Raw genomic sequence first — 24184 nt, 5'->3', positions numbered from 1 at the left:
CGGCAAATGTCAATGGTTCCGCGGCACTTGCCGCATCCGCCGCCAGTTTCTATTGTCTTTCCATCAGAATAGCCCTTCCGGGGCAAATATTGGAGACCGGCGTGGCCGTCATCGTACCTTTCGAAACTCCCGGCGCGTCGATCGAAGAGCTGGTTGCCCTTGTCGCCCCTGATATGGAGCGCGTCAACGCCACGATCCTGTCGCGGACCGGTTCGGACGTGACCATGATCCCGGAAGTGGCCAACCATCTGATCTCCTCCGGAGGCAAGCGCCTGCGGCCGATGCTGACGCTCGCCATGGCCAGCCTCGCCGGCTACACCGGCGACGGCCATATCAAGCTCGCCGCCTCGGTCGAGTTCATGCACACGGCCACCCTGCTCCATGACGACGTCGTCGACGAGAGCGAGATGCGCCGCGGCAAGCTGTCGGCGCGCATGCTCTGGGGCAACGAGGCGAGCGTGCTGGTCGGGGACTTCCTGCTCGGCCAGGCCTTTCGCATGATGGTCGAGGTCGGCTCGCTCCGTGCGCTCGACATCCTCTCCGCGGCCGCCGCCACCATCGCCGAAGGCGAGGTGATGCAGCTTGCCGCCGCCAAGAACACAGCGACCACCGAGGACGAATATCTCGCCGTGATCCGCGGCAAGACCGCCGAACTGTTCGCCGCCGCCTGCGAGGTCGGGCCCGTCATCGCCAATCGCCCGAAGGCCGAGCAGACCGCCTGCCGCTCGGTCGGCATGAATCTCGGCATCGCCTTCCAGCTCGTCGACGACGTGCTCGACTATGGCGGCAAGAGCGCCAAGCTCGGCAAGAACACCGGCGACGATTTCCGCGAGGGCAAGATCACCCTGCCCGTCGTGCTCGCCTTCCGCCGCGGCAACGACACCGAGCGAGCGTTCTGGATCCGCGCGCTGGAGCGTGGCGAGATCGGCGATTCCGACCTCGACCACGCCATTGGCCTGATGAACAAGCACCGCGCGCTCGAGGACACGCTGAGCCGCGCCCAGCACTACGGCGCCATGGCAGTCGACGCGCTGGCGCTGTTCCCCTCCTCGCCGATGAAGGGCGCGCTGGAGCAGGTCGTGGCGTTCTGCCTGGCGCGGTCGCATTAGGCGAAATATGAGCGAAACGAACTTCTGGCTGTTCCTGGCCGCAGCCCTGCTGATTGCCGCTATTCCCGGCCCGGGCATCTTCTACGTCGCGGCGCGGACCCTGTCCGAAGGACGTGCCAGCGGTTTCGCCTCGACCGCCGGCACAGCGCTGGGCGGGCTGGTTCATGTGCTGGCGGGCAGCCTCGGCATCTCCGCGATCATCCTTGCCAGCGCCGAGCTGTTTGCCGCGGTGAAGTTCGTCGGCGCGCTCTATCTGGTCTGGCTTGGCATCAAGACGTTTCGCGGCGCCAGCCGCACGCTGTCCTTCGACAACGAACCTGTCGGCGACAAGCGCGCGTTTCGCGACGGCGTGCTCGTCGAGGCGCTGAACCCGAAGACGGCCGCGTTCTTCCTCGCCTTCATTCCGCAGTTCCTCGATCCCACGGGATCGAACATCACGCTGCAATTCATCATGTTGGGTGCGATCTCGGTGGCGTTGAACACGCTCGCCGATATCGCCGTGGTGCTGATGGCCTCCGCGACGCGCACTCAGCTGGTTGGACGTCCGCATCTGATGCGGCGGCTCACGCAGGGCTCCGGCGTCTTCATCGCAGGACTCGGCCTCTCGCTGGCATTGGCGCGGCGGCCGGCGAATGGATAGCGCCCCGCAGGACCGCTTCTATGAATCGCACGGCCTGCGGCTGCATTACGCCGATTGGGGCAATGAGAGCGCGCCGCCTCTCATTCTGGTCCATGGCGGCCGCGATCACTGCCGGAGCTGGGACGTCATTGCCCGGTCGTTGCAGCCGCATTTCCGCGTGCTCGCGCCAGATCTGCGCGGCCACGGCGATTCCGAATGGACCAGGGGCGGCAGCTACGCGCTGACCGAATATGTCTACGATCTCGCCCAGCTCATCCGCGTTGTCGCAGCGCCTCAGGTGACTCTCGTCGGGCACTCGATGGGCGGCATGGTGAGCCTGATCTTTTCAGGATCATTCCCAGAAAAGGTCTCGAAGCTGGTCGTGCTCGACGGCGTGACCATGTTGCCGGATACGCCGAAGGCCCCGACGCACGAGCGCATCAGCAAATGGGTCGGCCAGCTCGACAAGCTGCATGACCGTACACCCCGCCGCTACGCGACCCTCGAGAACGCGGCGGCGCAGATGGTCCTTCACAACAAGCGTCTGTCCCGCAACCTCGCGCTGCATCTCGCCACGCACGGCGCGAGGCAGAATGAGGATGGCACCTATAGCTGGAAGTTCGATCCCTATCAGCGCGCCTCGGCGCCGCACCGGCTCTGGCCCGACGATCACGTCGCGCTGTGGGCGCGCATCGCCTGCCCGACGCTGTTGCTCAATGCCGGTGAAAGTTTTCTCGCCGGGGCCAGGGCCGCGGGCCTGGAGCGTTATTTCCCGCAAGCGCGCGTCGAGACCATCGCCGGCGCCGGGCACTGGCTGCAGCACGACAAGCCGCAGGAGGTGTTGGGCGAGATCCGGAAGTTTTTGGGACTGGCTGAGGACGACGGCTAGCTCAACTACCGTAGGGTAGGCAAAGGCACGACAGCGCCGTGCCCACGTTCTTGGAAGTGGTGGGCACGCTTCCGCCTTCGCTCTTCGAGCTGCGGCGGGACAAGTCGCTTTGCCCACCCTACGGCAGCGTCTTTGACGAAGCGCTGGATTAGCTCAAGGTCCCCGCGTGCACCCACCAGCCGGAGTGATCGCGCCGGATCTTTTCGGCGGCGGCGTGCGCATCGGCGGCCGAGCCATAGATCGCAAAGCACGTCGCGCCCGAGCCGGACATGCGGGCGAGCTTGACGCCGGCGGAAGAGCGCAGGGCTTCCAGCACGTCGCCGATGACAGGTTGGATACGCAGCGCAGGTGCTTCGAGATCGTTGGCCACGGTTTCGAGCACGTCGACCCAATCGGTGATGGTGGCCCCCTCGTCCGGCCAGGCCGGAGCGCGGATGACGTCGGTCACGCCGACCAGCAGTTCGCCGTTGCGCAGGCCCAGCGCCTGGAACACGTCCTTGGTGGCGACGGGCACGCGCGGATTGACCATCACGCAAGGCATGCTCGGCAGCGCGAGCGGCAGCAGCTGCTCGCCGACGCCGGTCATGTCGCAGGCGCGCGAGACGAGGCACACCGGCACATCGGCGCCGGTCGCGAGCGCGACCTTTTGCAGTCGGGGATCATCGAGCGACAGATCGTTGAGACGGGCAAGCAGCCGCAGCGCCGCCGCGGCGTCGGCCGAGCCGCCGCCAATGCCGGCAGCAACCGGCAGTACCTTGTCGAGTGCGAAGGCGCCCAGCTTCAGGCCGGGCACCGCCTCGGCCAGAAGCTTGGCAGCCTTGAGCACGAGATTGTCGGCGGTATCGCCGCAGGCCGCGGCCAGCGGCCCTGTGGTGGCGAGCTTCAGCTCGCCGCCTGGCTCCAGCGTGAGCCGGTCGGCGCAGTCGGCGAACGCGACCACGCTTTCGAGATCATGATAGCCATCGGCACGACGGCCGACGACGCGAAGGCTGAGATTGACCTTCGCCCGTCCTTCTTCAATCAACGCCGGCATCGGCGAACGCCCCCAACTTCACTTGTTTGTCGCGCATGATCTAGTCGGAAAACCGCCACACACTTTTCCGGATCATGCGACGGCCTAGCCGCCCCTGCCGTCGTCCTTCTTCTTTTCCGCCTGCGCAGCCGAAGAGTTCGAATTGTCGTCGGTCAGCCCGTTCGCAATCTTGGCCTCGATCTTCGGCAGCTCTTCCGGCTCCGGCTTGAGATCCCGGGCGTGCGACCACTGGAATTTGGCCTCCAGCGTGCGGCCGACGCGCCAATAGGCGTCGCCAAGGTGATCGTTGATGGTGGGATCCTCGGGTTTGAGGTCGATCGCTCGCTCGAGATTCTTCACCGCTTCCTCGTAATTGCCGATGCGGTAATAGGCCCAGCCGAGGGAATCGACGATGTAGCCGTCGTCGGGACGCTGCTCGACGGCGCGCTTGATCATCTTCATGCCTTCGCTGAGGTTCACGCCCTGGTCGATCCAGGAATAGCCGAGATAGTTGAGGACGTGGGGCTGGTCGGGCTGCAGCTCGAGCGCCTTCTTCATGTCGGCCTCGGCCTTGGCCCACTGCTTGGAGCGCTCCTCGCAGATGCCGCGATAATAATACCAGACGCTGTTGGCCTTGTCGTTGCCGGCCGGCAGCACGTCGATGCCTTGCGAATAGGTCGCGCCGCAGTCGCCGAACTTCTTGCGGCCGCGCTGGATGTTGCCGAGCGCCATGATGGCTTCGAGGTCCTTGGCATCCTCCGTGGTGACGCCCTTGAGGATCTTGATCGCCTCGTCGGTGCGGTCGGCGGAATCCAGATCAATGGCGAGCTGGATCTGCGCGTTGCGCTTGAGCGGCGAGCTCGACGGCACACGCTCGTACACCTTGATCGCCATCTGCGGCCGCTTCACCGATTCGTAGAGATCGGCGAGCGAAAGCAGCGCCAGCGGATGCGTCGGCTGGAGGTAGAGCGACAGCTGGAGATAGACCAGCGCCAGATCCTCGCCGCCGCGGCGGGTCAGCGTGGCGCCGATACCGTAGAGCGCTTCGGCGGCGCCCGCCTGGGCGGAATCGACCAGCGGCGGCATTTTCTTGCCGGCTTTGGTCTCGCGCAGGCCTTCCTGAATTAGCGGATGGCGGGCGAGCTTCTTGTCGAAGGCCTGATAGACGGTGGTCGCTGCAGCGGATTCCTTGTTGCGCGACAGCCAGCGCGCATAGGCCTCGGTCACGCGCAGCATGGAATCATCGAGCTTGTAGGCGCGCTCGAAGCGGGTGCCGGCGTCCTTCTCCTTGCCGGAGAGCTCGAGGATCATGCCGGCATGAAGGTCCTTGAACAGCGGATACCATTCGGGACCCGCCAGCTTGTCGATGGTGGCGACACCGCCCTTGGCGTCGCCCGCACCGTAGGCAGCCCAACCCGACAGCAGCGTGGCGACGAGATCGGTAATCGGACCGCGGATCGACTGGTTGATGTTGGTCTGCGCGGCCGCGTATTTCTTCACCTTGAGGTCATGCACGCCGACGACGAGACGCGCGACGCGGTTGGTCTTGTCGATGGCGAGGACGCGCTCGGCGAGCTTGACCGCCTCCTCGATGTCGCCGTCGGCGACCGACGAGATGAAGGCGCGGTCGAGCAGCTCGTTGTTCTTCGGATCGGTGCGCAGCGCCGAGCGGTAGAACGCGGCGGCGGAGGCGGCATCGCGCTCGACGCTGGCGTGGCGGGCAGCGAGATAGCTGCCGGCACCCGTGAGCGACTTCAGATCGTTTCGGGTCGGAAACTGCGCCGCCGTGTTCTCCGGGTGATCCGGCGTCTGCGCCGAGACGCTGCCCGGGACGGTCGCGATCGCTGTGCCCATGAGGGCGATGGCGGCAACGGTCCAGCGGTTGAAACGATTTGAAAACATCAGGGCTCGCCTTGAGTTGGTAGTGCCTGGGTTTGCAGCAGAAGGCCGTTTCGCATGCGAACGCGGCCGGTGGCATCGGGACCCGGAACCGTCGGGCCAACAATGCCGCTTTTGGCGCTTCGCCGCAAGGATTCGGGCCGGACGATCCCCTCCGCACGGCCCAAATCGGCCAGGTCACCGGTCCGGAGCAGCCCCAAGACGCCGCTACTATGGCCTTATCGTGGCCGCGACCGGTGGTCGCGGCCCCCTCCTCACGCGAACGTGCGCCCGATCACCTTTGGCGTCAGGCCTACATCGCCTCGTAGTTCGGGCCGCCGCCGCCCTCCGGAGGGACCCAGGTGATGTTACCGTTGGGATCCTTCACGTCGCAGGTTTTGCAGTGGACGCAGTTCTGCGCGTTGATTTGGAAACGCGGGCTCGATCCCTCCTCGACCCACTCATAGACGCCGGCCGGGCAATAGCGATTCGAAGGACCGGCGAACACGTCGTGCTCGGAAGTCTTCTGCAGGTTCATGTCCGTGACCTTGAGATGGACCGGCTGGTCCTCCTCGTGATTGGTGTTGGACAGGAACACCGAGGACAGCTTGTCGAACGAGATCTTGCCGTCCGGCTTCGGGTAGTTTTTCGGGGCATGCTGCCTGGCCGGATCGAGCGTGGCGCGATCGGGCTTGGCATGCGACTGGGTCCCGAACGGCGAGGCGCCGAACAGCGTGTTGCACCACATGTCGAGGCCACCGAGCGCGACACCGAGCACGGTGCCGAACTTCGACCACAGCGGCTTGACGTTGCGCACCAGGAACAGGTCCTTGCCAACGGATGACGAGCGCCAGGCGTTCTCGTACTCGACCAATTCGTCATTGGCGCGATCGGCGGCGAGCGCTGCCGCGACGTGCTCGGCTGCGAGCATGCCGGTGCCCATCGCATTGTGCACGCCCTTGATGCGCGGCACGTTGACGAAGCCGGCCGCGCAGCCGATCAGCGCGCCGCCGGGGAAGCTGAGCTTCGGCACCGACTGATAACCGCCTTCGGTGATGGCGCGCGCACCGTAAGCGAGCCGCTTGGCGCCCTCGAAGGTGCCGCGGATCGAGGCATGGGTCTTGAAGCGTTGGAACTCGTCGAACGGCGACAGATAGGGATCGTCGTAGTTCAGATGCACGACGAAGCCGACGGCGACGAGATTGTCGTCGTAGTGATAGAGGAAGGAGCCGCCGCCGGTCTTCATGTCGAGCGGCCAGCCGAAGGAATGCTGGATCAACCCCTTTTGATGCTTCGCCGGATCGATCTGCCAGACTTCCTTGAGGCCGATGCCGAACTTCGCCGGCTCGCTCTTGGCATCCAGCGCGAACTTCGCGATGAGCTGCTTGGTCAGGCTGCCGCGGGCGCCCTCGGCGAACAGCGTGTACTTGCCGAGCAATTCCATGCCGCGGGTGAAGGAGTCCTTCGGCTTGCCGTCGCGGCCGATGCCCATATCGCCGGTGGCGATGCCCCTGACCCTGCCCTCCTCGTCATAGAGCACTTCGGCAGCGGCAAAGCCCGGATAGATCTCGACGCCGAGCGCCTCGGCCTTTCGCGCCAGCCAGCGGCAGACATTGCCGAGCGAGCCGATGTAGCAGTGATGATTGTTCATCAGCGGCGGCATCATGAAGTTCGGCAACTTGATCGCGCCGCCGGCCGTCATCCAATAGAAGCGGTCGTCCTTCACCTGCGTCTTCAGCGGGCAGTCGGAATCCTCGCGCCAGTCCGGGATCAGCTTGTCGAGGCCGGCCGGATCGATCACGGCACCCGAGAGAATATGCGCGCCGACCTCGGAGCCCTTCTCCACGACGACGACGTTGAGATCGGCATTGAGCTGCTTCAGCCGGATCGCGGCGGACAGGCCCGAGGGGCCGGCACCGACGATGACGACGTCGAATTCCATGGATTCGCGCGGAGGAAGTTCTTCGGTGCTCATCTGATCTCAGCCCTTGAGACGGTCCTTGGTCATTTGCGCCCTCTTGTTTCCGATTTTTCCGGGGAGGACAACCACGGAAATGCATTCCGCTGGGATGCAAGGCGCCTTAAACTGAACTAATAGTCAGACTTTCTCATGATACCCGAACCCGCACCCACCGTCCGCGAGCTTCTCGCCTTCTATCTGGAGGCCGGGGTCGATTGCGCGCTCGCGGAGGACCCGATCGACCGCCTGGCGGAATTGGCTGCCCCACCGCCAGCCCCGCGCGTCGCACCGCCGGTCGAGGCGCCGCGGCCGGCCGCGCCGGCGGTCATGAGGGGCGAGACCGCTCCCGCCCCCGACGTCGCGATCGCGTCGGCGCGCGAGGCCGCGCGCACCGCGCCGACGCTGGAGGCGCTGCGCGAGTTGATGCAAAGCTTCGAGGGCTGCGCGCTGAAGCACACGGCGACGCGGCTGGTGTTCGCCGACGGCAATCCGCAGGCGCGCATCATGTTCGTCGGCGAGGCCCCGGGGCGCGACGAGGACATCGAGGGACTGCCCTTCGTCGGGCGCAGCGGCAAGCTGCTCGACCTCATGATCGGCGCGATCGGCCTCAACCGCAGCACCGCCTATATCGCCAACGTGATCCCCTGGCGGCCACCCGGCAACCGCACGCCGACGCCGCAGGAGACGCAAGTGTGCCTGCCCTTCATCCAGCGCCAGATCGAGCTGGTGAATCCCGACGTGCTGGTGACGCTCGGCAACCCGTCGACGCAGACATTGCTGGGAACGCGCGAGGGCATCATGCGCACCCGCGGGCGCTGGTTCGACTACGAGACGGGCCAGCGCACCATCCGCGCGCTGCCGACGTTCCATCCGGCGTATCTGTTGCGCTCGCCGTCGTACAAGAGGCTGGCCTGGCAGGATCTGCGCGCGATCGCGAAGGCGCTGGCGGTGGTGTGAGGGACGGAACGCTCTCTCCCCGTCATTGCGAGCGCAGCGAAGCAATCCAGACTGTCTCCGCGGAAAGATCCTGGATTGCTTCGTCGCAAGGGCTCCTCGCAATGACGACGGAAAGAGCGCGCGTGCTTTCTCACGTTCCCTTCGGCCGCACGATGGCCCAGCCGATCCGCAGCAATTGCTGCCGACCCGTCACCAGCCATTCGAAGGCGCGCGGCACTTCCGGCACGATGCCGGGAAAGCGCTTGAGGATGTCGGGCGGCGGCGTGCCGGCGGTATCGGAGGCGCGCCAGACCACGACGCCGCCGGTCTCGCTGAACTTGGCCTGATTCATCCACGGCGTCCGCGCGGGGTCGGCGTCGATGAACAGATGCGGCCGGCCGGAATGCAGCGTGATCAGGCTCGCAAGCTGGGTCTCACCGGCGACAGCGCGCAGGCGATGGTTGGTGCGGCGGGCAAAGCTCTCGTCGAAGAAATCCGAGATCGCACGCGCCGGCATCGAGGTCGCGATCTCGCTTGTCCCCGTCCAGGGCAGGAGAAGGACGGCGAGCACGACGCCGACCGCGGGCGCCACGACGGCCGCGGCCCACACCATGCGCAGCATCCGCGCGCGGCGCATGGCAATGAGATCGCCGGCGGTGACGACCACGGCAAGCCCGGACATGACCAGGACGACGCCGGCGCCACCGACGACGGTATCGAGCCCGAGCAGGCCGGAGATCAGCGTTGCGCCCAGCATGGGGGCGAGCGCGAAGAAATAGACGAAGTTGCGCGCGAGCGGCGCGACCGGCGGCCGAAAGATGATCGGCGGCTCCTCGCCCTTGGTGGCGAACAGGCCGGTGTTGAGGAAGGTCAGCGCCGGGATCGCGGCAGCTCCGAGCACGAGGCCGCCGAGCAGCCAGGCCGCGTGCAGGGCGCGGGCACTCAGCTCGGTCATTTGCGGCAGAGCCGGCATCGCAAGCGTCTCGGCCCGGATCAGCCAGACCGCATAGGGCAGCGCCAGAACCGCCACGACGATCAGCGCAAACAACGGATCGAGTGCGCGCAGCGTCCGGCGGCCGCCGGCGGTCGAGACCGCGAACACGACGAGCAGCAACAGCAGAAAGATCGCCGCGGGCGTCGTCAGCAACAGGAGGCCGGCTTCGATGGACCAGGCAAACCAGGCATTGCCGCGGCGCTGGCCGATGATCTGCCAGGAATGCAGCAGCAGCAGCGCCCAGAGCGGCCTGGCCAGGATAAGCGGGCCGAAGTCGAGCGCCGACGAGGAGAAGGCAAGCACGGTCATGGTCAAGAGCACGGCGAGCACCGCCTGCTGCGAGCCGACCACGGCGCGGGAGAGATGATAGAGCGCGATGAAGGTCGCGATCTCGCAGAGCTGGGCCAGCACATAGACGCCGAACATGTGGCCGCCGGCCGCGCGATAGGCGATGTCGGCGAGCCAAAGCGGCAAGGGTGGACCAAGGTCAGTGCCGACCTGGTATTCGCGTCCGAAAGCCAGCAGCGTCGCGAGGGCGCCCGGCGGGCTGCGGTAGAACACCAGCGCCACGAACAGCCACATCCCGGCCTGGAGCAGCACGGCGATCCAGACGATCAGCCGCGGCCGGGCGCGAATGAGCTCGATAACCAGGGAGGTAAACCGCATGCAATGCCCGACAGATGCAGCCAACCCGTCCAGCCGGCCCTATTCGCTGACGGCTACTTTGATAAGGGGCGTGACGCGCTGTGGCAACTTCGGTCTGCCCGTCATGCCCGCCCATGACGAATGAGAGGCTGGGTTAGGCACCTAGAGACTTGCCGGTGCGTCGATCTCGACGGCCGCTTCCACCTGCACCGCGATCTCGGTGACCGAGAACAGATCCCGCACCGGCTCGACCGTCCAGGGCATGTGCTTGGCACGCGCCGCCGCTACGGGAGCGAAGAAGGTGCGGTGGTGGATCGAAGGGCCGAGACGGTCGAGTGCGTCGAGATGCTCCGGCACGGCGTAGCCCTTGTGCTGCTCAAAGCCGTAGCCTGGGCAGTCCTGCGCCAGTGCACACATCAGCCGGTCACGGGTAACCTTGGCGACGATGGACGCTGCGGCGATCGACAACACGATGCCGTCGCCGCCGATCACGGCTTCGCAGTCGCATTCCGTGTCGAGCCGGTCGCGGCCATCGACGAAGACATGCCTGGGCGTCTCCGGCAGCGCCACCACCGCACGCTTCAGCGCCCACAGCGAGGCGCGCAGGATGTTGTCGCGGTCGATCCGTGAGGGCGAGGCGACGGCAACCGAAACCTGCGCGGTGGCGCAGATCTTGTCGAACAGCTTTTCGCGTTCCTCCGCCGTCAGGCGCTTGGAATCGTCGATACCACGCGGGATGCGGTTCGGATCGAGAATGACGGCGGCCGCCACCACAGGACCTGCCAGCGGTCCGCGCCCGGCTTCGTCGCAGCCTGCGACCGGCCAGACGCCGCGCTTGATCAGCGCACGCTCGCGGCGGAAGCTCGGCGGAGCAATCGCGATGACGCCTTTCTTGCCCGCGCCCTTGCCCGTCGAAGCCTTTGCCTCGGCGGCTTTGGCCGCCCGGGCAGGCGCTGCCTTCTTCGCGGCATCCTGCGTTGGCGCGCCCTTGGCCGGCTTCTTGGCTGACTTGTCCCGAATCATGGCCGGGATCGTGCGCAAGCGGTCCGGCCAGCGCAACCGGGAACCCCGGACAATTCCCGTTATTCAGATCGCCCTACTCCGCCAGATGCACCCGCCGGTCCTCGCCGACATCGATGCCCGGCGCGACCACGACCTCCCAGGGATGGCCGTCGGGGTCAGTGAAATAGCCGGAATAGCCGCCGTAATCGGTCTCGTGCGCGGCCTTCAGCAAGCTGGCCCCCTTGCCGAGGGCGAAAGCCAGCACCGCATCGACCTCCTCGCGCGTCCGACAGTTCCAGGCGAGCGTCATGCCACGAAAGGTCGACGGCCTCGGCTGGTCCGGCAACGCCGCGTCGGCAGCGAGCTGATCCCAGGGATACAGGGCAATCACCGGACCACCAGTATCGTAGAAGGCGACGGCCTCGCCGGTCGCCTTCAGCCGCCGCGAGAAACCGAGCGCGTCGTAGAAGGCGATGCTGGCGCGGATGTCGCTGACGCCGAGGGTGACGACGGTGAGCCGGGGCACCGGGGGCGGAACTTCCTTACTCATGCTGCGCCTCTTTCATTCCGTTCAGAACAGGCTGAGCTGATCGCCGTTCCGCTTCGGCCGCGCAAAATGATCCGTCGTTAGCTTCGAGCGCCGTTTGTTGAGGCCGAGCCTGTCGCAGGCGATCTCGAAGCGGCGGCCGATGGTCCACGCCATCGGTCCCGTGCCCTTCATCCGCTCACCCCATTTCGCGTCGTAGTCGCGCCCGCCGCGCATGTCGCGGATCAGCGTGAAGACGTGGCGATAACGATCCGGGTAGTTGGCCATCAGCCATTCGCGGAAGAGATCGCGCACCTCCAGCGGCAGCCGCAGCAGCACATAAGAGGCTTCCTTGACGCCGGCATGGGCGGCGGCATCGAGAATGCGCTCGATCTCGGCATCGTTCAGCGCGGGGATCACGGGCGCGACCATCACCGTGGTCGGAATGCCGGCGTCCGAAAGCTGCTTCAGCGCCTCCAGCCGCTTCGGCGGCGTCGCGGCCCTCGGCTCCATGGTGCGCGCCAGTCCTGGATCGAGCGAGGTGACCGAGATCGCGACCTTGGCGAGGTTTCGCTTTGCCATCCGCGCGAGAATGTCGATGTCGCGCACCACCAGCGCCGACTTGGTGACGATGCCGACGGGATGCCCGGCACGCTCCAGCACTTCGAGGATGCCGCGCATGATTTTCCGCTCGCGCTCGATCGGCTGATAGGGATCGGTGTTGGTGCCGATCGCGATCATCCGCGGCTCGTAGCCGGTCGCGGCGAGCTCTTTCTCCAGCAGCGCCGGCGCCTCGGGCTTGACGAACAGTTTTGACTCGAAGTCGAGCCCGGGCGACAGGCCGAGATAGGCATGGGTCGGCCTCGCGAAGCAGTAGACGCAGCCGTGCTCGCAGCCGCGATAGGGATTGATCGAACGGTCGAAGCCGATATCGGGGCTGTCGTTGCGGGTGATCACCTTGCGCGAAGTGTCGATGCCGACGCTGGTCTTGAACGGCGGCAGCTCTTCGAGGCTCTGCCAGCCGTCGTCGAAGGCGACGCGCGCCTCGGCCTCATAGCGGCCGCTGGCGTTGGACTGCGCACCCCGCCCCCGCCTGCGCGCGCGGTCGATGGCGACGCCGAGCTCGGGAAAATCAGAGTCCGCACCCGCCGGCTCGGAGGGCGCCGTGACCGGCGGGTGCTTGAGAGCATGAGAGGATGCTGCTGGACTCATGAGGGCAAGATAGCACGCCAAAGGAACAAATCAAGAACACAAACGAAAAACTGAAAAACAACCCCATGCAAAGTGCCGCCCAATTTTCGGGCGCGATCCTTTGACCTCACGCAACACCCCGGTCATCACGATCTCGTCTGATGCCGGTCAGGGATCAATCACCGCGGAACAATGTTGGTGACGATCGCCGGGTGAAGGTCAGCACGAACATGACAAATCAACGACAATCGGCCTCCTTGAGCAGCGACCTCGATCTCCTCGACCGCTACTGGCGCGCCGCGAACTACCTCTCCGTCGGGCAGATCTACCTGCTCGACAATCCGCTGCTGCGCGAGCCCCTGCGGCCCGAGCACATCAAGCCGCGTTTGCTCGGCCATTGGGGTACAACGCCCGGCCTGAACTTCATCTACGCCCATCTCAACCGCGTCATTCGCGCACTTGATGTGAGCGTGCTCTATGTCTGCGGCCCCGGCCATGGCGGGCCGGGCATGGTCGCCAACACCTATCTGGAAGGCAGCTACAGCGAGATCTATCCCGATATCGCGCGCGATGTGGACGGCATGCGCAAGCTGTTCAGGCAGTTCTCCTTCCCGGGCGGCATTCCGAGCCATGCGGCGCCGGAAACGCCGGGCTCGATCCACGAAGGCGGCGAACTCGGTTACGCGCTGGTGCATGCCTATGGCGCGGCCCTGGACAATCCTGATTTGATCGTCGCCTGCGTGGTCGGGGACGGCGAGGCCGAGACCGGACCGCTCGCTGCGTCCTGGCACTCCAACAAATTCCTGAACCCCGCTCATGACGGCGCGGTGCTGCCGATCCTGCATCTGAACGGCTACAAAATCGCCAATCCGACCGTGCTCGGGCGGATGGGAGATGCGGAGATCCGCGATCTCTTCCGCGGATTCGGCCACGAGCCGCTGTTCGTCGAGGGTCATGATCCCAAACTGATGCACCAGGCCATGGCGGACGCGCTCGACGTCGCGCTCGCCAGCATCCGCTCGATTCAGCAGCACGCACGGGACGGACGCGGAAGCGTGGAGCGGCCGCGCTGGCCGATGATCGTGCTGCGCAGCCCGAAGGGCTGGACCGGTCCGAAGGAGGTCGACGGCAAGAAGGTCGAGGGCTTTTGGCGCGCGCATCAGGTGCCCGTCGCAGGCTGCCGTGAAAACCCGGCGCATCTCAAAGTGCTCGAAGACTGGATGCGCAGCTACGAGCCGGAAAGACTGTTCGACGCGAGCGGTGCCCTCGTCCCCGAGCTTCAGGCGCTGGCGCCCGAAGGCCTTCGCCGCATGGGCGCCAATCCGCATGCCAATGGCGGCCTCCTGAAGAAAGAGCTGAAGCTGCCGGACTTCCGGAACTTCGCAATCGAGGTGCCGCAGCGCGGCGTCGTGGCCGAAGCGACGCGTGAGCTCGGCAAATTCTTGCGCGACGTCATCCGCCTCAACGCGAAGGAACGCAACTTCCGCATCATGGGACCGGACGAGACCGCGTCAAACCGCCTGGACGCGGTGTTCGAGGAAACCGAGCGCGTCTGGATGGAGCCGATCGAACCCTACGACGTGCATCTGGCGCAAGACGGCCGCGTCATGGAGGTGCTAAGCGAGCATCTCTGCCAGGGCTGGCTCGAGGGCTATCTGCTCACCGGCCGGCACGGCTTCTTCTCGTGTTACGAGGCCTTCATCCACATCATTGATTCCATGTTCAACCAGCATGCCAAATGGCTGAAGGTGACGCGGGAGCTGCCGTGGCGGCGCCCGATCGCCTCGCTCAATTACCTCTTGACCTCGCATGTCTGGCGTCAGGACCATAACGGCTTCAGCCATCAGGACCCCGGCTTCGTCGATCTCGTCGCCAACAAGAAGGCCGATATCGTCCGCATTTACTTCCCGCCTGATGCCAACACGCTGCTGTGGATCGCCGACCACTGCCTGCGCACCTACAACCGCATCAACGTGATCGTCGCCGGCAAGCAGCCGGCGCCGCAATGGCTCTCGATGGAGGAAGCTGCCACGCATTGCGATGCCGGTATCGGCATCTGGACCTGGGCGGGGACGGAAGATGCAGGCCGGGAGCCCGATGTGGTCATGGCCTGCGCCGGCGACGTGCCGACGCTGGAGACGCTCGCCGCCGTCGACCTGCTGCGCAAGGCGCTGCCGGACCTGAAGATCCGCGTCGTCAACGTCGTCGACCTCATGACCCTGCAGCCGAAGAATCAGCATCCGCACGGCCTGTCCGACCGCGACTTCGACAGCCTGTTCACATCGGACAAGCCTGTCGTCTTCGCCTATCACGGCTATCCCTATCTGATCCACCGGCTGACCTATAGCCGCACCAACCATGCCGGCATGCATGTGCGCGGTTTTGCCGAGGAAGGCACCACGACGACGCCGTTCGACATGGTCGTGCTCAACGAGCTCGACCGCTACCACCTCGCGATCGAAGCGATCGAACGCGTGCCCGGGCTCGCGGCCAAGGCCGCGCAGGCGAAGCAGCAATTCCGCGACAAGCTGATCGAGCATTCGCGCTATGTGCGCGAGCACGGCGAGGACATGCCCGAGATCCAGGACTGGGTCTGGCCCAACAGCTCTGGTGGTAGCACCCCGACCGAGGCCGGCGACTAGCCATGTCGGACACGGTCCTCGTCCTCAACTCGGGATCGTCGAGCATCAAGTTCGGCCTGTTCGAGATTTCGGCGGACGAACCCAGGCTGCTTTGCAGGGGCCTGCTCGACGAGCACGAGGCAAGACCCCGGCTCGTGGTGAAGAGCCCCGCGGGCGAAGATCTGTTCGAGACACGAAGAGATGCGGCGGATGCCGAGGGCGGCCATTTGTTCGCCGACGTGCTCGCCTTCATCGAGGACCGGTTCGGCCAAGGCAATTTGCGCGCGGCCGGCCACCGCATCGTTCACGGCGGGCCGAATCATTCAGGCCCGGTCGCACTGACAGACAGCGTCATAGCGAAGCTGGAGGCATTGACCCCACTGGCACCGCTGCACCAGCCGCGATGCCTCGCGCCAATTCGCGCGCTTGCGGCGATCCGTCCTGCACTGACGCAGATCGCCTGCTTCGACACTGCCTTCCATCACAGCATGCTCCCGCCCGCGAGCCGCTTCGCGATTCCGAGGCGGTATGAGGCGCGCGGCGTCCGGCGCTACGGCTTTCACGGACTCTCTTTCGAATATGTCGCGGGGCGCCTGGCTGAGATCGCGCCCGAGCTCGCGGCCAGGCGCTGTGTCATCGCGCATCTCGGCAACGGCGCCAGCCTGTGCGCGTTGCACGACGGCCGCAGCATCGACACCACGATGGGACTGACGCCGCTCGACGGCCTCGTGATGGGCACGCGCTGCGGCGCGATCGATCCCGGCGTCCTGCTCTATTTGCAACAGCACGAGAACATGTCGGTCGAGGATGTCCAGCACCTGCTCTATCACGAGTCCGGCCTGCTCGGCGTCTCGGGCCTCTCCGCGGACATGCGCACGCTGCTCGCGAGCAATGAAGCTGCGGCGCGGGAAGCGATCGATCTGTTCGTCTTCCGGGCGGCGCAGCAAGTCGCGATGATGGCCACCACGCTCGGCGGCTTGGAGTGCCTGGTCTTCACCGGCGGCATCGGCGAGCATGCCAAGGAAATTCGCAGCGCGATCTGCGAGCGCATCGGCTGGCTCGGCGTGCACGTCGATGCTGCGGCGAATGACGCGACGCGCGAGCGGATCAGCGCGGGCGAGAGTGCCGTCGAAATCTTCGTCGTTCCGACGAATGAAGAGCTGACGATCGCGCGGCACTGCAAGACGGTGCTCGTGGGGTGAAGTGCCATCGGCGGCCCCAGTCTGAATTGCGAGTTGGAGTCACGGAGACAGACCCCTCACCCGAGTGAGATTGCATTTCCCAGCAGAGCTGCCCTCTCCCGCAGGGGGAGAGGGCACAGTCACGCGCAGCCCTCTCGCTGCCCTAATGCGTGCCCGTCAATATCTGGTAACAGCTAATCACGACCTCGATCACGATCAGCACCACCACCGCAATCTCGAGGCGGAGCGAGCGCCTTGTGTCGATGATGTCGGTGAGCGCGTTGGCGGTCTCCGAGATGGCGGTGAGCTTGCGCTCGAGCGTGTCGAGGCGCTCCTTCAATTCGTACTCGTCCTCGAGACGTGAATAGAGCCGGTCGAGCTCGGGCTTCTCCCAGAGCACGTCGGGTTTTTCGGCCACGGCGACGCGGCCGGCAACGCGCTGCTGGACCAGCAGCGCGTTGCCGATCAGTTGCAGGATGCCCTTGCGGCCGGGCGGCGTGCGGCCGTGCTCGGCAAGCTGCCGCGCAAGCGGCTCGATCACGTCGAAGACCGCGGCGACGCGGCGCTCGTCACGCGCCAGCGAGGTGCTCTTGGCGAGCGCATCAGCGATCAAGAGAAGACGGTCGTCCGAGAATTTGGCGAGGCAGATCGGCCCGCCCGGCTGGATCGCCTCGGCGGCCTCGTCGTTGCAAAGCTGGGCCTGCGCGATCTCCTCCTCGAAGGGGCTGAACTCTCCGATCAGGCGTGACTTCAGGTTGTCGACGAGAACCTTCTCCTCCGAAGGAAGCAGCCCGATCAGCACCACGACGCCGTACCGGAAGATCACGGCAAGTCCGGCATGGACGCGGAAGGCGGCCGGGGTGGACGAGACCAGCGTGCCGATCTCCAGCCCGGAGGCATTGATGCGGTCACCCAGCATCAGAGCCCGGATCCGCAAGGTCGGCGCGCCGTCCGCCTTCGGAGATGTTGCAGGAGCACTAACAGCGAGTTGATCGGCGTTCATAGGACACTCTCGTCAGTCTTACGGATGGCAGGCCGTTCCTGTGTCCGCGGTCGTTTGTCACGCATCATCCCCTTGCGGGATTGCGATCTGCCCGCATGGCGCGCAATATCGGAGCCGAACTCCGGACTAACACTGGGCCGGCGGGCCTGCGCCGAAATATTCGGCAACATTGCCCGCCCGGCAGCGGACATATTTGAATGCGATGGTTCTGGTAGTTTACCATCGAATACCGAGGCCCCCGGCCAAAAGTTGCTCTCGGCGCCGTCGCGTGTTTATGACAACATCATAACGGACTACGCTTCTCCCGAATTACGGACATCGAAGCCTCACTCATGCTGAGCGTCATCATACCGACCGAAGGTGTCGAGCAGACGGCGGTGGCGACTCTGGCCGCGCTGGTGCCCGGCGCCGCCGCGGGCATCATCAAGGAAGTGCTCCTTGTCGACGGCACTCGCAATGGTGTCATCGAGCGTGTCGCCGACGTTGCAGGCTGCCGTTTCGTCGGTTTCGAAGGATCCTCGCAAGGCGCGGCGCTCGCGGCCGGCGCGCTCCAGGCCCGTTCGCCCTGGCTCATGTTCCTCCCCGCAGGCGCGGTGCTGGACACGGGCTGGATCGAGGAGACGACCCAGTTCATCCAAAGCGTCGCGTCCAGCGGCCGCGATCGCGCAGCGGTGTTCCGCTATGCGCGCTCCCCCTACGCCGATACCGGTTTCCGAGATACCCTCTGGGCCGTGGTGCGCAAGCTCGTCGGTCCCTTGGGCGATCAGGGACTTTTGATCGCGCGCGATCATTACGACCGGATCGGCGGCTACCCACCCCAGGCTCGCCGCTCCGAGGCGCGGCTGCTGCGGCGGCTCGGCCGCTCCCGGACCATGCTGCGCAGCCGGATCGTCATGGTCGGCTGAGGCCAAGCCGATACTTGCCAAAGTCAAATAATTAATTGACAATGGCAAATATCGAGATGTCCCATGCCTTCAAGATCTTCGCCGTTAAGCCCGGTAGCCGAACCGGTCGCCGACCGTCAAATCGCAGCGGTCCGCGCCTTCAACCGCTTCTATACCCGCAAGCTCGGTGTGCTCGACCAGCACCTCGGAAAGAGCCCGTTTTCGCTCAGCGAGGCCCGGGTGCTTTATGAGCTCGCGCATCGCGACGACGTGGCGGCAAAGGAGATCGGAATCGAGCTTGGTCTCGACCCCGGCTATCTCAGCCGCATCGTTCAAAACTTCGACGAAAAGGGGCTGATCACGCGAAAGCCCCTGCCCGCGGATCGCAGGCAACACCAGCTCAGTCTGACCGCCAAGGGCCGCCAGACCTACGCCAAGCTGAACCTGAACTCGCAAAACGAGGTCGCCGCCATGCTGGCTCAGCTTTCGGCCAGCGATGCAAAGCGGCTCACGCAGGCCATGGCGACCATCGAAGCTGTGCTGGAGCAACGTCGAGCTCAGCCCGCGGCGTTCATGCTGCGCAGCCATCGCGTCGGTGACATGGGCTGGGTCATCTCCCGCCAGGCCGCTGCCTATGCCACCGATTACAACTGGGACATCAGCTACGAGGCGCTGGTCGCCGAGATCTGCGCACAGTTCATCAGGAACTACGACGCCGCGCGCGAGCACTGCTGGATCGCGGAAGTGGGTGGCGAGCCGGTCGGCTCGGTCTTTCTGGTCAAGGCCACCGACGAGATCGCCAAGCTGCGCCTGTTGCAGGTGGAGAAGAAGGCGCGGGGCCTCGGCGTCGGCCGCGCGCTGGTCGATCAATGCATCCAGGGCGCCCGCGAGAGGGGCTACAGAAGGATGACGCTGTGGACACAGAGCATCCTGGTCGCCGCGCGCGGGATCTATCAGAGTGCGGGATTCGAGCTGGTCGCGACGGAGCCGCATCACAGCTTCGGACAGGATCTGATCGGAGAGACATGGGAAATGGATCTGTGATCATCTCGCAACGAGCGAGATGCGTATAAATGTGCCCTCGCCCCTTGCGGGAGAGGGCAACGACGCTGGTAGACACAAGCTCACGCGGGTGAGGGGTATCTCTCCGAGCACTCCGTGCCGATAGATACCCCTCATCCGGCGCTTTCGCGCCACCTTCTCCCACAAGGGGGAAAAGGGAAGAAGAAACAGCGAGCAGCTAAACCGTCGCACCTTGCGCCTTCGGCCTTCGCAGATGCTCGTCCAGGCGCGGCATGATCTCGACGAAATTGCAGGGCCGCGTGCGGTAGTCGAGCTGGGCTGCAAGGATGCCGTCCCAGCCGTCGCGGCAGGCGCCGGGGGAGCCCGGCAGGCAGAAGATATAGGTCGCCCCCGCAACGCCCGCCGTGGCGCGGCTCTGGATCGTCGACGTCCCGATCTTGGCGTGGCTCAGCATGTGGAAGGCGATGGAGAAGCCGTCCATGCGCTTCTCGAACAGCGGCTCGATCGCCTCCGGCGTGACGTCGCGTCCCGTGAAGCCGGTTCCGCCGGTGGTGATGACGACGTCGACGCCGGCATCCGCGATCCAGCGGCGGATCACGGTGCGGATGGCTTCGACATCGTCGGTGACGATCTCGCGCGCGGCGAGATGATGGCCGGCAGCCAGCAGACGGTCGGTCAGCGTCTGGCCCGACTTGTCGTCAGCGAGGACACGCGTGTCGGACACGGTGAGCACCGCGATGTTGAGCGGGATGAACTGTTTTGCTTCATCGATAGACGCCATAGCGCTGCACCCTCTCTCAACACCGACCACCGCCATCCTTCGAGGCTCGCCGAAGAGGCGAGCACCTCAGGATGACGGCACTACTCCCGGATTCCGAGATGCGCAATCGCGCATGATAATGCGCGCTGCGTCCAGGGCACGGAGCCTTCGTTACATCGCCCCGGCGCCGAACGTATTGCAGGCCTGGACCGTGCCCTGCTGGTAGCCGGTCATGAACCACTGCTTGCGTTGCGCGGCCGAGCCATGCGTGAAGGAATCCGGCACGACGCGGCCCGTGGCCTGGCGCTGCAGCGTGTCGTCGCCGATCGCGCTCGCCGTTGTCAGCGCGGCGTCGATGTCGCCGGGCTCCAGGAAGTTCGGGCGCTTCTTGGCCTCGCGATTGACCCAGACGCCGGACAGGCAGTCGGCCTGCAATTCGACCTTCACCTGGAGCGCATTCGCCTCGGCCTTGGAGCCGGCCTGCTGCTGCAGCCGCGTCACGCGCGGGATGATGCCGAGCAAGTTCTGGATGTGATGGCCGACCTCGTGGGCGATGATGTAGGCGGTGGTGAAGCTGCACGCCGACTTGCCGGAGCAGCCGCGGAAGCGCGTCTCGACCTCGCGGAAGAAGCTGGTGTCGAGGAAGATGGTGCGGTCCGGAGGACAATAGAAAGGACCCATTGCCGACTGCGCCATGCCGCAGCGGCCGCCATTGGTGGCGTTGCGGAACAGCACGATCTTGGGACCGGTATAGGACTGGCCGCTGGCCTGGAAGATTTCGGTCCAGCGATCGTCGATCTCGCCGAGAATGCCGGAGATCATGCTGCCCATCTCGTCGGTCGGCGCGCCGCGCTTGCCGGAGGAGGCCTGGCGATCGGTCTGGTAGGTCGGTGCCTGGCCGCCGCCGGTGAGAATCTCGGCGCCGCCGATCAGGATGCGCGGGTCGATGCCGAAGGCGTAGCCGACCAGGCCAAGGATGATGATGGTGCCGATGCCGAGCCCGCCGCCGCCCATGGGCAGGCCGAACCCGCCTCCTCCGCCGCCGCCACCACCATCATCGCGACGATCCTCGATGTCGTCGCTGCGGCGGAAATCATCGTAGCGCATGGCGGGTTTTCCCTCAGTCCTCGATTGGCGTCGTCCGGGCGCAGGAGCGCGAAAGCTCAACGCGCCACACACGTAAAATTTCCGTTGCTTTTATCAATATCGTGGCCGGCAAAAATTGCCTAGTGCGGCAACATGCCGATGCCAGCAATTTTTTCCGAGGGTCGAGCAATTTTTTCCGAGAGAAATTTGCAGCCGTTTTGAAGCCATGATTGCTTCCGCGGCGCAAGCAAACGCGAAATCTCCTGCAAAACACGACGAATGCGCGCGACGACATGCACGCAGAACGCGACGCGAGGTCTGCTCACCAAAGCGGCGGGTTAAGTCGATTTTTACTTTGCCGCTTCAATGTAACGGTCAGTCGGTTGTTTGGTCCCGCGTCGCCGACAGCGTCGCCTGAGTCAGAGTTCTTGAGTCATGGTAGAGTCGCGTCGCGGGGCGTCTGCAAGGGCGCCCCGCACAAATTTCGAGTCCCCTTCGCATCGCATCATCCTCGGCGATTGCGTCGCCGAGATGTCGAAGCTTCAGGCTGGTTCGGTCGATCTCGTGTTCGCCGATCCGCCCTACAATCTTCAGCTCAAGGGCGATCTCAAGCGCCCCGACGAATCCCATGTCGACGCAGTCGACGACGACTGGGACAAGTTCGATTCGTTCTCCGCCTATGACGATTTCACCCGTGCCTGGCTGCTTGCCGCCCGCCGCGCGATGAAGCCGTCGGCGACGATCTGGGTGATCGGCTCCTACCACAACATCTTCCGCGTCGGCGCCATCATGCAGGACCTCGGCTTCTGGCTCCTGAACGACATCGTCTGGCGCAAGTCGAACCCGATGCCGAACTTCCGCGGCCGCCGCTTCACCAACGCGCACGAGACCATGATCTGGGCCGCGCGTGATGAAAAGGCCAAGGGCTACACATTCAATTACGAGGCGCTGAAGGCCGCCAACGAGGACGTGCAGGCGCGTTCCGACTGGCTAATTCCGCTCTGCACCGGCGAGGAGCGCCTCAAGGGCGCCGACGGCAAGAAAGTGCATCCGACGCAGAAGCCGGAAGGCCTGCTCGCGCGTGTGCTGCTGTCATCGTCGAAACCCGGCGATCTCGTGATCGATCCGTTCAACGGCACCGGCACCACCGGTGCGGTCGCAAAACGGCTCGGTCGCTCCTATATCGGGTTCGAGCGCGACAAGACCTATGCGAAAGCAGCCGAAGCCCGCATCGCCGCGGTCGAGCCGCTGCCGGAGGCGAGCCTCGCCCCGTTCATGACCGCGCGCGAAGCGCCGCGGGTTGCGTTCTCCGAGCTGATCGAGCGCGGCATGATCATGCCCGGCACCAAGCTGTTCGACGCCAAGAAGAAGCTCGGCGCTCTCGTGCGCGCCGACGGCGCCATCATGTTCGGCGACAAGGTCGGCTCGATCCACCGCATGGGCGCGGTGGCGCAAGGCGCGCAAGCCTGCAACGGCTGGACGTTCTGGCACATCGAGACCAAAAAGGGTCTCAAGCTGATCGACGAGCTGCGCGCCGAAATCCGCGCCGGCATGGCGGCAGACTGATCCGACCCTGCTCTCGCAGGACCTCGTACCCGTGGGACCTCTACCCGTGGGCACGGCACTTTACACCTTTGCCCACGCTACGGCACCTTGAATGGGGAGCCAGCCGGGATTAGATTCCGCTGATCAGCCCCGTCTGACCGGCCGGCTCCCATGCGACGACAGTCCGAGACATTGCTGCTGGTGCCGCTGCTGCCGATCTTCCTGGTCGGCATGTTTCCGATGTTCCTGATCGCCCTGCTCGGATTCTTCGGCCTCGCGCTGTTCGGCGTGCTCGTGATCTGCGTCGGGCTCGCCAGCAGCAACGAGGCTCACGACAATTTCAATCACGACGTCATCGTTCACGGCTATGCGCGCGGATCTGAGCGCAAGGCGCGGGCCGGCGACATGCATCTCGCCGCGCGGCTCGGGCTGCGCCTGGAAGCGGTCGGCGCGGCGATGGTCATTACGGCGGCGATCGGCCTTTGTTACGCCGGCTGATCTGCGCAGAGCGCAGATACCGCACGGCAAACTCGCCGGTTGCCCTCCCCAACGAGGTTCGGGCAAGAGAAGCGACCAAGCGACGATGACGCCGCGTTTGCTCTCGGCAAGAACACTGGGGAGATGTGTGATGCTCAAGTTCTATTTCAACGGTTCGCCGAATCCGACCAAGATCGCGCTCTATCTCGAGGAGGCGGGACTGCCCTTCGAGCCGGTGAAGATCGATACCCGCAAGGGCGAGCAGTTCACGGCGGACTATCTGAAGATCAATCCGAACGGCAAGGTGCCGGCGATCGACGACAATGGGACGATCGTGTTCGACTCGAACGCGATCCTGCTCTACCTCGCCGAGAAGACCGGCAAGTTCCTGCCCTCGGCCAGCGTGCGCGGCGAGACGCTGTCATGGCTGATGTTCATCGCCACCGGCGTCGGGCCGTACTCGGGCCAGGCGGTGCACTTCAAGCATTTCGCGCCGAAGGACCAGAACCACGACTACGCTCATAACCGCTATCAGTACGAGACCGATCGCCACTACCGGATTCTCGACGGCCACCTCGAAGGCCGCCGCACCATGGTCGGCGACAGCTATTCGATCGTCGACATGGCGCTGTGGGGCTGGGCGCGGATGCTGCCGTTCAAGCTCGGTGACGACGCCTTTGCGCGATACCCGAACGTGAAGCGACTGGTGGAGGAGATTTCGGCGCGCCCGGCAGCGGCGCGCGCGACTGCGCTGAAGGACAAGTTCACCTTCAAGGCCGAAATGGACGATGAGGCGAGGGCCAATATGTTCAAGCACATGACGACCAAGGTCGCCTGATCGCG

General features: G+C 65.1%; 21 protein-coding genes. 11 read left to right on the top strand and 10 right to left on the bottom strand.

The window, feature by feature from the left end:
• The first annotated feature begins 101 nt into the window (after window positions 1–101).
• Genes ACFDR6_RS34190 through ACFDR6_RS34180 form a run of 3 tightly spaced genes read left to right on the top strand, consistent with a single transcriptional unit; the run spans window position 102 to window position 2617 of the window.
• The gene (locus tag ACFDR6_RS34190; RefSeq protein ID WP_212089397.1) at window positions 102–1109 is read left to right on the top strand and encodes a polyprenyl synthetase family protein; all 1008 of its coding nucleotides are present in this window, start codon (window positions 102–104) and stop codon (window positions 1107–1109) included.
• A gap of 7 nt (window positions 1110–1116) precedes the next feature.
• The gene (locus ACFDR6_RS34185; protein WP_375861050.1) at window positions 1117–1749 is read left to right on the top strand and encodes a LysE family translocator; all 633 of its coding nucleotides are present in this window, start codon (window positions 1117–1119) and stop codon (window positions 1747–1749) included.
• Window positions 1742–2617, top strand: a complete 876-nt coding sequence (locus ACFDR6_RS34180) for an alpha/beta fold hydrolase (RefSeq protein ID WP_375861049.1) — start codon at window positions 1742–1744, stop codon at window positions 2615–2617. Before ACFDR6_RS34185 ends, ACFDR6_RS34180 begins: the two co-directional genes overlap by 8 nt.
• Window positions 2618–2765: 148 nt before the next feature.
• Here ACFDR6_RS34180 and ACFDR6_RS34175 read toward each other — a convergent pair whose 3' ends face one another.
• The 3 genes from ACFDR6_RS34175 to ACFDR6_RS34165 form a co-directional block, all read right to left on the bottom strand.
• Window positions 2766–3650 carry a 4-(cytidine 5'-diphospho)-2-C-methyl-D-erythritol kinase gene (locus ACFDR6_RS34175; protein WP_375861048.1) on the bottom strand — a complete coding sequence of 295 codons (885 nt, stop codon included), beginning with the start codon at window positions 3648–3650 and terminating at the stop codon, window positions 2766–2768.
• Between the two features lie 84 nt (window positions 3651–3734).
• Window positions 3735–5531, bottom strand: a complete 1797-nt coding sequence (locus tag ACFDR6_RS34170; protein WP_375861047.1) for a tetratricopeptide repeat protein — start codon at window positions 5529–5531, stop codon at window positions 3735–3737.
• Between the two features lie 289 nt (window positions 5532–5820).
• Window positions 5821–7482: an electron transfer flavoprotein-ubiquinone oxidoreductase gene (locus ACFDR6_RS34165; RefSeq protein WP_317242830.1), complete on the bottom strand. Its 1662-nt coding sequence runs from the start codon at window positions 7480–7482 to the stop codon at window positions 5821–5823.
• 135 nt (window positions 7483–7617) lie between these two features.
• Here ACFDR6_RS34165 and ACFDR6_RS34160 point away from each other — a divergent pair, with 135 nt between their 5' ends.
• The gene (locus tag ACFDR6_RS34160) at window positions 7618–8424 is read left to right on the top strand and encodes a uracil-DNA glycosylase (RefSeq protein WP_375861046.1); all 807 of its coding nucleotides are present in this window, start codon (window positions 7618–7620) and stop codon (window positions 8422–8424) included.
• A 130-nt stretch (window positions 8425–8554) separates the two neighbouring features.
• Here ACFDR6_RS34160 and ACFDR6_RS34155 read toward each other — a convergent pair whose 3' ends face one another.
• From ACFDR6_RS34155 to ACFDR6_RS34140, 4 genes are all read right to left on the bottom strand, one after another.
• A complete protein-coding gene (locus ACFDR6_RS34155) occupies window positions 8555–10063 on the bottom strand; it encodes a glycosyltransferase family 39 protein (RefSeq protein ID WP_375861045.1) in 1509 nt (502 codons plus the stop codon).
• 141 nt (window positions 10064–10204) lie between these two features.
• Window positions 10205–11065: a ribonuclease HII gene (gene rnhB / locus ACFDR6_RS34150; protein ID WP_375861044.1), complete on the bottom strand. Its 861-nt coding sequence runs from the start codon at window positions 11063–11065 to the stop codon at window positions 10205–10207.
• 73 nt (window positions 11066–11138) lie between these two features.
• Window positions 11139–11594 (bottom strand): VOC family protein, encoded by a 456-nt coding sequence (locus ACFDR6_RS34145; protein ID WP_317242826.1) that lies wholly within the window; start codon window positions 11592–11594, stop codon window positions 11139–11141.
• A 21-nt stretch (window positions 11595–11615) separates the two neighbouring features.
• Window positions 11616–12782: a PA0069 family radical SAM protein gene (locus ACFDR6_RS34140; RefSeq protein WP_212089371.1), complete on the bottom strand. Its 1167-nt coding sequence runs from the start codon at window positions 12780–12782 to the stop codon at window positions 11616–11618.
• 209 nt (window positions 12783–12991) lie between these two features.
• Here ACFDR6_RS34140 and ACFDR6_RS34135 point away from each other — a divergent pair, with 209 nt between their 5' ends.
• Both ACFDR6_RS34135 and ACFDR6_RS34130 read left to right on the top strand, forming a co-directional pair.
• A complete protein-coding gene (locus ACFDR6_RS34135) occupies window positions 12992–15403 on the top strand; it encodes a phosphoketolase family protein (RefSeq protein WP_375861043.1) in 2412 nt (803 codons plus the stop codon).
• Window positions 15404–15405: 2 nt separating this feature from the next.
• Window positions 15406–16584, top strand: coding sequence for an acetate/propionate family kinase (locus ACFDR6_RS34130; protein WP_375861042.1), 1179 nt, complete (start codon window positions 15406–15408; stop codon window positions 16582–16584).
• A gap of 142 nt (window positions 16585–16726) precedes the next feature.
• Here ACFDR6_RS34130 and ACFDR6_RS34125 read toward each other — a convergent pair whose 3' ends face one another.
• Window positions 16727–17566: an RMD1 family protein gene (locus ACFDR6_RS34125; RefSeq protein WP_212089360.1), complete on the bottom strand. Its 840-nt coding sequence runs from the start codon at window positions 17564–17566 to the stop codon at window positions 16727–16729.
• 332 nt (window positions 17567–17898) lie between these two features.
• Here ACFDR6_RS34125 and ACFDR6_RS34120 point away from each other — a divergent pair, with 332 nt between their 5' ends.
• Both ACFDR6_RS34120 and ACFDR6_RS34115 read left to right on the top strand, forming a co-directional pair.
• The gene (locus tag ACFDR6_RS34120; RefSeq protein ID WP_212089358.1) at window positions 17899–18471 is read left to right on the top strand and encodes a glycosyltransferase family protein; all 573 of its coding nucleotides are present in this window, start codon (window positions 17899–17901) and stop codon (window positions 18469–18471) included.
• Between the two features lie 63 nt (window positions 18472–18534).
• The gene (locus tag ACFDR6_RS34115) at window positions 18535–19494 is read left to right on the top strand and encodes a bifunctional helix-turn-helix transcriptional regulator/GNAT family N-acetyltransferase (RefSeq protein WP_375861041.1); all 960 of its coding nucleotides are present in this window, start codon (window positions 18535–18537) and stop codon (window positions 19492–19494) included.
• Between the two features lie 196 nt (window positions 19495–19690).
• On the opposite strand, the gene moaB is transcribed toward ACFDR6_RS34115, so the two are convergent.
• Complete coding sequence (gene moaB, locus ACFDR6_RS34110) at window positions 19691–20254, bottom strand: molybdenum cofactor biosynthesis protein B (protein WP_375861040.1); 564 nt, start codon at window positions 20252–20254, stop codon at window positions 19691–19693.
• A gap of 150 nt (window positions 20255–20404) precedes the next feature.
• Window positions 20405–21340, bottom strand: a complete 936-nt coding sequence (gene ypfJ / locus ACFDR6_RS34105; RefSeq protein WP_375861039.1) for a KPN_02809 family neutral zinc metallopeptidase — start codon at window positions 21338–21340, stop codon at window positions 20405–20407.
• A 414-nt stretch (window positions 21341–21754) separates the two neighbouring features.
• Between ypfJ and ACFDR6_RS34100 the strand changes: the two genes are divergently transcribed.
• From ACFDR6_RS34100 to ACFDR6_RS34090, 3 genes are all read left to right on the top strand, one after another.
• The gene (locus ACFDR6_RS34100) at window positions 21755–22885 is read left to right on the top strand and encodes a site-specific DNA-methyltransferase (RefSeq protein WP_283818780.1); all 1131 of its coding nucleotides are present in this window, start codon (window positions 21755–21757) and stop codon (window positions 22883–22885) included.
• Between the two features lie 150 nt (window positions 22886–23035).
• A complete protein-coding gene (locus ACFDR6_RS34095) occupies window positions 23036–23362 on the top strand; it encodes a hypothetical protein (RefSeq protein ID WP_212089349.1) in 327 nt (108 codons plus the stop codon).
• A gap of 130 nt (window positions 23363–23492) precedes the next feature.
• Complete coding sequence (locus ACFDR6_RS34090) at window positions 23493–24179, top strand: glutathione S-transferase family protein (protein ID WP_375861038.1); 687 nt, start codon at window positions 23493–23495, stop codon at window positions 24177–24179.
• Window positions 24180–24184 lie beyond the last annotated feature (5 nt).

The sequence above is a fragment of the Bradyrhizobium tunisiense genome (genome assembly GCF_042263385.1).
Lineage (GTDB): Bacteria > Pseudomonadota > Alphaproteobacteria > Rhizobiales > Xanthobacteraceae > Bradyrhizobium > Bradyrhizobium tunisiense.
Note: the sequence above shows the minus strand (reverse complement) of the source record. Positions and strands in the feature narration are given on the sequence as shown.